This window comes from Halalkalibacterium ligniniphilum (assembly GCF_000334155.1).
Taxonomy (GTDB): Bacteria; Bacillota; Bacilli; order Bacillales; family Bacillaceae_D; genus Halalkalibacterium; species Halalkalibacterium ligniniphilum.
On the sequence record NZ_ANNK01000169.1, the window covers coordinates 32950 to 41933 of the forward strand.

General features: G+C 42.3%; 10 protein-coding genes and 1 pseudogene. All 11 read right to left on the minus strand.

All coding sequences use genetic code 11. The features are described 5' to 3' along the window. Positions 1 to 9 precede the first annotated feature (9 nt). Positions 10 to 288 carry a 30S ribosomal protein S19 gene (rpsS, locus tag BLT_RS0120625; RefSeq protein WP_017729594.1) on the minus strand — a complete coding sequence of 93 codons (279 nt, stop codon included), beginning with the start codon at positions 286 to 288 and terminating at the stop codon, positions 10 to 12. A gap of 60 nt (positions 289 to 348) precedes the next feature. Then, positions 349 to 1179, minus strand: coding sequence for a 50S ribosomal protein L2 (gene rplB, locus BLT_RS0120630; protein ID WP_017729595.1), 831 nt, complete (start codon positions 1177 to 1179; stop codon positions 349 to 351). Between the two features lie 26 nt (positions 1180 to 1205). Further along, positions 1206 to 1496, minus strand: a complete 291-nt coding sequence (gene rplW / locus BLT_RS0120635; protein ID WP_017729596.1) for a 50S ribosomal protein L23 — start codon at positions 1494 to 1496, stop codon at positions 1206 to 1208. Continuing rightward, entirely contained in the window at positions 1496 to 2119 is a 624-nt protein-coding gene (gene rplD / locus BLT_RS0120640; RefSeq protein ID WP_017729597.1) for a 50S ribosomal protein L4, read from the minus strand. The genes rplW and rplD overlap by 1 nt, the downstream gene beginning before the upstream one ends. Before the next feature lie 25 nt (positions 2120 to 2144). Continuing rightward, complete coding sequence (gene rplC, locus BLT_RS0120645) at positions 2145 to 2774, minus strand: 50S ribosomal protein L3 (protein WP_017729598.1); 630 nt, start codon at positions 2772 to 2774, stop codon at positions 2145 to 2147. Between the two features lie 75 nt (positions 2775 to 2849). Beyond that, a complete protein-coding gene (gene rpsJ, locus BLT_RS0120650) occupies positions 2850 to 3158 on the minus strand; it encodes a 30S ribosomal protein S10 (protein WP_017729599.1) in 309 nt (102 codons plus the stop codon). 765 nt (positions 3159 to 3923) lie between these two features. After that, a pseudogene (tnpA, locus tag BLT_RS22515) lies at positions 3924 to 4402 on the minus strand (IS200/IS605 family transposase). Positions 4403 to 4588: 186 nt separating this feature from the next. Beyond that, complete coding sequence (tuf, locus tag BLT_RS0120660; RefSeq protein WP_017729601.1) at positions 4589 to 5779, minus strand: elongation factor Tu; 1191 nt, start codon at positions 5777 to 5779, stop codon at positions 4589 to 4591. A 126-nt stretch (positions 5780 to 5905) separates the two neighbouring features. Then, entirely contained in the window at positions 5906 to 7984 is a 2079-nt protein-coding gene (fusA, locus tag BLT_RS0120665; RefSeq protein ID WP_017729602.1) for an elongation factor G, read from the minus strand. A gap of 51 nt (positions 7985 to 8035) precedes the next feature. Beyond that, positions 8036 to 8506: a 30S ribosomal protein S7 gene (gene rpsG / locus BLT_RS0120670; protein WP_017729603.1), complete on the minus strand. Its 471-nt coding sequence runs from the start codon at positions 8504 to 8506 to the stop codon at positions 8036 to 8038. 56 nt (positions 8507 to 8562) lie between these two features. Further along, a complete protein-coding gene (gene rpsL, locus BLT_RS0120675; RefSeq protein ID WP_017729604.1) occupies positions 8563 to 8982 on the minus strand; it encodes a 30S ribosomal protein S12 in 420 nt (139 codons plus the stop codon). Positions 8983 to 8984 lie beyond the last annotated feature (2 nt).

The window sequence follows — 8984 nt, forward strand, 5'->3', positions numbered from 1 at the left end:
CTTACTCACTTAACGTCTTGTTTTCTTGTCATCAGCAGCATGGCCTTTATACGTACGAGTAGGTGCGAATTCACCAAGCTTATGACCAACCATATCTTCAGAAATATAAACCGGTACATGCTTGCGTCCATCATAGACAGCGATCGTGTGACCGATGAATTCAGGGAAAATCGTTGAACGGCGAGACCAAGTCTTAATCACTTTCTTATCATCTGCTTCGTTCATTGCTTCGACTTTCTTCATTAAATGATCATCGACAAAAGGTCCCTTTTTTAAGCTACGACCCATTTGAGTACCTCCCTTCGTGATTGGCCCACGGTTCTAGAATAGAACCGCAGCGCAACCCCGTTATTTTTTACGACGACGTACAATGTACTTGTCGGATGCTTTGTTCTTCTTACGAGTCTTGTATCCAAGAGTTGGTTTACCCCATGGAGACATTGGAGACTTACGTCCGATTGGAGCTTTACCTTCACCACCACCGTGTGGGTGATCGTTCGGGTTCATAACAGATCCACGTACAGTTGGGCGCTTGCCTAACCAACGAGAACGACCTGCTTTACCAATGTTCACAAGCTCATGCTCTAGGTTACCTACTTGACCAATTGTTGCACGGCAAGTAGCTAGAATGTAACGAGTTTCACCAGAGTTAAGACGTACGAGTACGTAGTCCCCCTCTTTACCAAGAAGTTGAGCTTCCGTTCCAGCAGAACGTACAAGCTGTCCACCCTTTCCTGGCTTCAACTCAATGTTGTGGATAACCGTACCCACTGGGATATTTTTAAGTGGTAATGCGTTACCTACCTTGATATCCGCCTCAGCGCCTGATTCGATAACCATATCTACTTTAAGGCCTTTAGGCGCAAGAATATAGCGCTTCTCACCATCAGCGTAGTTGATAAGAGCAATATTTGCAGAACGGTTAGGATCATATTCGATCGTAGCAACGCGGCCTGGAATTCCATCTTTGTTGCGTTTGAAGTCAATAATACGGTATTGACGCTTGTGGCCACCACCTTGGTGACGAACTGTCAATTTACCTTGGTTGTTGCGTCCGCCTTTCTTGTGTAAAGGAGCGAGCAACGACTTTTCCGGCTTATCAGTCGTGATTTCTCTGTTGTCTAATGTTGACATTCCACGACGACCGGCACTGGTCGGTTTGTACTTCTTAATCGCCATGTTTTTTCCCTCCTTCTCTTTTAAACTTAGATACCTTCAAAGAAATCGAGTTCTTTGCTCTCAGGTGTTAGTGTAACAATGGCTTTTTTACGACGAGCAGTATGGCCCGTGTAACGACCGAAACGCTTGAACTTCCCTTTGTAATTCATTGTGTTAACTTTTTCTACTTTAACATCAAAGATTTCTTCAACCGCATCTTTGATTTGAGTCTTATTAGCACGAACGTCTACTTCGAAAGTATATTTCTTCTCAGACATAAGGTCTGTAGAACGTTCTGTAATGACGGGGCGCTTAATGACATCACGAGCGTTTGACATTATGCAAGCACCTCCTCTATCTTCTCGACTGCTTCTTTCGTAATGATAAGCTTATCATGCTTAAGTACATCAAGTACGTTGACACCATCAGCTGTTAGAAATGTAACACCAGGGATGTTACGTGCAGACAATGCAACATTGTCATTATAATCAGCAGTGACAACCAACGCTTTGCTGTCTACAGATAAGTTAGAAAGAATGTTAGCCATTTCTTTTGTTTTTGGTACTTCTAGTGCAAGGTTTTCTACCACTACGATTTCTTCTGCTTTCACTTTGCTAGAAAGGGCAGATTTAATTGCTAAGCGACGAACCTTTTTCGGAAGCTTGTAGCTATAGCTACGAGGCGTTGGGCCAAATACTACTCCACCACCAACCCATTGAGGTGAGCGAATGGAACCTTGGCGCGCACGTCCTGTACCTTTTTGGCGCCATGGCTTACGACCGCCACCACGCACTTCTGAACGTCCTTTTGTTTTATGAGTACCTTGACGAAGTGAAGCTTGTTGCATCACAACAGCGTCATGTAAAACACTCTCGTTTGGCTCTAAACCAAACACTGTGTCAGATAACTCGATGTCCCCAACTTGAGAACCTGCTTGGTTGAATAATGCTACTTTCGGCATGATGTGTCCTCCTTTCTATGTTTGTTTATTTTACTTTAACTCCAGTTTGGATCGTTACATAACTTTTTTTCGCACCAGGAACATTTCCTTTTACGAGAAGAAGATTGCGTTCTGTATCAACTTTTACAATTTCAAGGTTTTGAACAGTTACTTGATCTCCACCCATACGACCTGGAAGTGCTTTCCCTTTGAAAACACGGTTTGGATCAACTGGACCCATTGAACCAGGACGACGGTGATAACGAGAACCGTGAGACATAGGTCCGCGAGATTGGTTATGGCGCTTAATTGAACCGGCAAAACCTTTCCCTTTTGACGTACCTGTTACGTCAACGACATCTCCCTCAGCAAATGTATCAACCTTCACTTCTTGACCGACTTCATACTCGTCAAGATTTACGCCACGGATTTCCTTGATGAAGCGCTTAGGCGCCGTGCTTGCTTTTGCAGCATGGCCAGTCGCTGGCTTATTTGCATTTGCTTCTTTCTGGTCAGCAAAACCTAATTGAACGGCTTCGTAGCCATCTGAATCAACAGTCTTCTTTTGAAGAACAACATTTGGCTCAGCTTCAATAACGGTTACTGGGATAACTTCACCATTTTCAGCAAATACTTGAGTCATACCAATTTTTCTTCCTAAGATTCCTTTGGACATCCGTCACACCTCCTGTATAAAACAAATTATTTTTTTGCCATTACTTATCCACAGTGACTGTGGTCTATATTAAAATTAAAGTTTAATTTCGATATCTACGCCAGATGGTAGATCTAAGCGCATTAACGCATCAACCGTTTGTGGTGTTGGGTTCACAATATCGATTAAGCGTTTATGTGTACGCATTTCAAATTGCTCACGTGAATCCTTGTATTTATGCACCGCACGAAGAATTGTGTAGACAGATTTTTCTGTCGGAAGCGGGATCGGCCCAGATACACTAGCACCTGAACGTTTCGCAGTCTCTACAATCTTTTCAGCAGATTGGTCAAGAACTCTGTGATCATAAGCTTTTAAACGAATGCGAATTTTTTGCTTTGCCATTATAGCCCCTCCTTTATCGTCCATTTTTAAAATAGACATACTCCGTGAAAATTTCCTTACACCCTGCCATGGCAAAGGGGCCGGGTGTATCAGCAACCTTCCACATCATCGCTGTCAGTGACCAACATTCAATATTATACACAAGTAAAAAACCCAAAGCAAGTGTAAATCTGCATTGGCCACACTTTTTCTATTATAAGGGCTTCTTTAATGGAAAGCAATAGCGGATCGGGCGTTTCCTCCTTTTATTTTGGGCGATAAACAATCGTCCTTTTTCAGCTAAAACCGCTCAACAAACACTGCACTATTTATATAGAAGAAAACCAACAAGTAAACGTATGAAATCTTTAAATGTCTCTACTTATGGTAATTCTCAATGCTGTCGTATGTTAGATATAGCCATTTGTCATTGACTAAAATCATTGCAGTTTTATTCCATCGCACACAATACATATCGGTCAGTGTTGCGCTCGTTATGATTTCCGTATTTACTGTCGGCATTCTACCATGGCATGACACAAATCAAAGGGGCTGGGACAAAAGAGTTTTTATTGATAAGAAATCCGAACGTCATGATCGTTGATGCATTGCATTCGCTTCGGAAATATACTTCGCTAAGGTTGTGCATTGTTCGCCTTCTCAATCGTACACGTTCGTTTTGTCCCAGCCTCTTTGCTCCACGCTGGAAGCCTTTGTTACTGACCAAACCCTAAAGGGCTAGTGAACGGTTCACCATGTGTACTACTTCTACTGGCCAGACCTGCCTTATTTTTTTCTTCTCTTCTTTTTCACTTCTTCCCCTGTAAACGGGCCTACATATTCTAATAAACTTACGCGACTATATCATCTTGGATTTGATTTCGAATATATTCTTCTATTACTTTCTTAGTTCTTCCGACTGTATCCACATAAAATCCAGTACACCAAAATTTCCGATTTCCGTATCGATATTTTTGATTTGCATGTCGGGCAAATATCATTCAACTACTCTTCCCCTTTAAATACCTGACAAACGCTGACACGCTTATCTTGGGCGGAATACTTACTAACATATGTATGCGGTCTTTACATGCCGTTGCTTCTATAATTTCTACTCCCTTTTCTTTCACATAATTTCCTCAAAATTTCTCCTATATCTTTTTTAGCTTTCCGTATATCGCTTGTCTTCTATATTATGGCGCGAATACAATGTGATACTTACAATTCCATTTCGTATGCACTAAACTGTTACTGTCTTTAGACATAAAAAAACTCCCCCGTAAGCTATTATATTGGTTGGCGAACCAAATATATTTTAGCACCAGGGATGAGTTTTTTTATACCTTGCTGTAAACGACCCGGAACCCCTAGGCTAGGCCTAGGGGTTTCTTTTTTACAAACAAAAATCCCCTTAGCTTACAAGCAGCCAAGGGGATTCACATATTAGCTTATTACTTTTGGATAGATGCAACGACACCAGCACCAACAGTACGTCCACCCTCACGGATAGAGAACTTCGTACCTTCTTCGATAGCGATAGGTGCGATAAGTTCAACTGTCATCTCGATGTTGTCACCAGGCATTACCATCTCTACACCTTCTGGAAGTTGTACAATTCCAGTTACGTCAGTTGTACGGAAATAGAACTGTGGACGGTAGTTAGAGAAGAATGGTGTGTGACGTCCGCCTTCTTCTTTTGATAAAACGTAAACTTCAGCTTTGAAGTTTGTGTGTGGAGTGATTGTACCCGGCTTAGCAAGTACTTGACCACGTTGAACTTCCTCACGGCTTACACCACGAAGAAGTGCACCGATGTTGTCACCAGCTTCAGCATAATCAAGAAGCTTACGGAACATTTCCACACCTGTTACAGTCGTTGATTTTGGCTCTTCAGTTAAACCGATAATGTCGATAACATCACCAACGTTAAGTTGACCACGCTCAACACGACCAGTAGCAACTGTTCCACGACCAGTGATAGAGAATACATCCTCAACTGGCATCATGAATGGCTTTTCAGTATCACGCTCTGGAGTAGGGATATACTCATCAACAGCATTCATAAGTTCGATGATTTTTTCTTCCCACTCAGCATCTCCTTCAAGAGCTTTAAGAGCAGAACCTTTGATTACTGGTACGTCATCACCAGGGAAGTCGTACTCTGAAAGAAGGTCACGTACTTCCATTTCTACTAATTCAAGTAGTTCTTCGTCGTCTACCATGTCACACTTGTTAAGGAATACAACAAGGTAAGGTACACCTACTTGACGAGAAAGAAGGATGTGCTCACGAGTTTGTGGCATTGGGCCATCAGCAGCAGATACAACAAGAATACCACCGTCCATTTGAGCAGCACCAGTGATCATGTTTTTAACATAGTCAGCATGGCCTGGGCAGTCAACGTGTGCATAGTGACGGTTTTCAGTTTCATACTCAACGTGTGCAGTTGAGATTGTGATACCACGCTCACGCTCTTCCGGAGCACCATCGATTGCGTCATACGCCATTGCAGTACCTTTACCAGAACGCTTAGCTAATACAGTTGTGATAGCAGCTGTTAAAGTTGTTTTACCATGGTCAACGTGTCCAATTGTACCAATGTTGGCATGTGTTTTGGAACGGTCAAATTTTTCCTTAGCCATGAATCTTTTCCTCCCTTAATAGACAAAATTAAAATTTTATGGGTAAGAAAGGTGAGTACCCATTTTTCAAATACCACCTTTCTTAGCTTACAACAAATCACCTATCGAAACAATCTCTAGCTAAAATTAAGCACCTGTTTGCTTTTTAATAATTTCTTCAGAGATGCTCTTAGGTACTTCCTCGTAGTGATCAAAGACCATAGAATAGGTTCCACGACCTTGCGTACGAGAACGTAGGGATGTTGCATATCCGAACATTTCAGCAAGAGGAACAAACGCTCTAACAACTTGGGCGTTTCCACGAGCTTCCATGCCTTCAACGCGACCACGACGAGACGTGATATCACCCATTACGTCACCCATGTATTCTTCAGGAACAACGACTTCAACTTTCATCATTGGCTCAAGAAGAACAGGGTTACATTTTGATTTCGCATTTTTCAATGCCATTGAAGCAGCAATCTTAAACGCCATTTCACTAGAGTCGACATCATGGTAAGAACCATCATAAAGCTTTGCTTTAATGTCAATTACAGGATACCCTGCTAAAAGGCCGTTATCAAGCGCTTCTTCTAAACCTGCTTGTACAGATGGGATGTATTCACGAGGAACGACACCACCGACAATCGCATTTTCAAATTCGAAACCAGCACCTTCTTCATTTGGAGAAAACTCAATCCAAACGTGACCGAATTGTCCACGACCACCAGATTGACGGACGAACTTACCTTCAACCTGAGCAGTTTGACGGATCGTTTCACGATAAGATACTTGAGGTGCACCAACATTTGCCTCAACTTTGAATTCACGCTTGAGACGGTCAACGATGATGTCTAGGTGAAGCTCACCCATACCAGCGATGATCGTTTGTCCTGTTTCTTCATCTGTGTGAGTTTTGAATGTTGGGTCTTCCTCTGCAAGCTTCGCTAAAGCCATGCCCATCTTATCTTGGTCAGCCTTAGATTTTGGCTCAACAGAAAGAGAGATAACTGGTTCAGGGAATTCCATTGATTCAAGAATAACAAGATTCTTTTCATCACAAAGTGTATCCCCTGTTGTTGTATCCTTTAAACCAACTGCAGCAGCGATGTCACCTGAGTAAACTGTTGAAACTTCCTCACGGGAGTTCGCATGCATTTGAAGGATACGTCCGACACGCTCACGCTTGTCTTTAGTAGAGTTTTTAACATAAGAACCTGATTCAAGCGTACCTGAGTATACACGGAAGAAAGTAAGCTTACCAACATAAGGGTCTGTCATAACCTTAAATGCTAAAGCAGCAAATGGCTCATTATCACCAGGTTTACGTGTTACTTCTTCTTCAGTATCAGGAACAACTCCCTTGATTGCAGGTACATCAAGTGGTGAAGGCAGGTAATCAAGAACAGCATCAAGCATAAGCTGAACACCTTTGTTCTTGAATGCAGAACCACAAATAACAGGAAAGAACTCAACGTTACAAGTTCCTTTACGGATAGCAGCTTTAAGCTCTTCCTTTGTTAGTTCTTCACCTTCTAAGTATTTCATCATAAGCTCTTCATCTAGTTCAGCAGCAGCTTCAACTAGTTTTTCATGAAGTTCTTGAGCCTTTTCCTTGTACTCATCAGGAATTTCTTTTGCTTCCGTACGAGTTCCAAGGTCATCTTCGTAGAAGTAAGCAACCATATCGATCAAATCGATGATACCTTCAAAGTTATCCTCTGCACCGATTGGTAATTGAATCGGGTGAGCATTTGCTTGAAGACGGTCGTGAAGAGTACCTACAGAGTACAAGAAGTCAGCACCTGTTTTGTCCATTTTGTTAACGAACACGATACGAGGTACACCATATGTTGTGGCTTGACGCCAAACTGTTTCTGTTTGCGGCTCAACCCCAGATTGAGCATCAAGAACCGCAACAGCTCCGTCTAATACGCGTAAAGAGCGTTCTACTTCTACGGTAAAATCTACGTGTCCAGGAGTATCGATGATGTTTACACGATAGCCTTTCCATTGGGCTGTTGTTGCAGCAGACGTGATTGTGATTCCACGCTCTTGCTCCTGCTCCATCCAGTCCATTTGGGAAGCTCCTTCGTGAGTTTCACCAATCTTATGAATACGACCTGTGTAGAAAAGAATACGCTCTGTTGTTGTCGTTTTACCGGCATCGATGTGAGCCATGATGCCGATATTACGCGTATTTTCTAAGGAGAATTCTCTAGCCATGGGTTATTTCTCCTTCCTCTTTCAATCAAAGTATTTAATAGAGATAGAATCTTACCAACGGTAGTGAGCAAACGCTTTGTTCGCTTCAGCCATTTTGTGTGTATCTTCACGTTTCTTAACAGATGCACCTGTATTGTTAGCAGCATCAAGAATTTCGTTAGCTAAACGCTCTTCCATCGTTTTTTCACCACGAAGACGAGAATAGTTTACTAACCAACGAAGACCTAATGTCGTACGACGCTCAGGCTTCACTTCGATCGGTACTTGATAGTTTGCACCACCAACACGACGAGCTTTTACTTCAAGAACAGGCATGATGTTCTTAAGTGCTTGATCGAATACTTCCATAGGATCTTTTCCACTGCGCTCTTTCACAAGTTCAAACGCATTATATAGAATCTTTTGCGCGATACCACGCTTTCCATCAACCATAATACGGTTGATTAAACGAGTAACAAGCTTTGACTTATAAATAGGATCTGGTAATACATCACGACGAGCAACCGGTCCTTTACGAGGCATAGTTTTTCCTCCTTTCAGCAAATAGATAGTTTACTTACTAATTAAAGCTCAAAAGATTATTTTTTCTCTTTTGGTTTCTTTGTTCCGTATTTAGAACGGCCTTGCATACGATCTTGAACACCTGCAGTGTCAAGTGCACCACGGACGATGTGGTAACGTACCCCTGGTAAGTCTTTTACACGCCCTCCACGGATAAGCACAACACTGTGCTCTTGAAGGTTATGTCCAATACCTGGGATGTATGCAGTAACCTCAATTCCGTTTGTCAAACGTACACGAGCATATTTACGAAGCGCTGAGTTCGGCTTCTTTGGTGTCATAGTTCCAACACGTGTACATACACCACGCTTTTGTGGTGAAGATACGTTTGTCTGCACTTTTTTGAAGCTGTTGTAGCCTTTATTAAGTGCTGGTGAATCAGACTTTTTGATCTTCGCTTGACGTCCTTTACGGATGAGCTGATTAATTGTAGGCATGA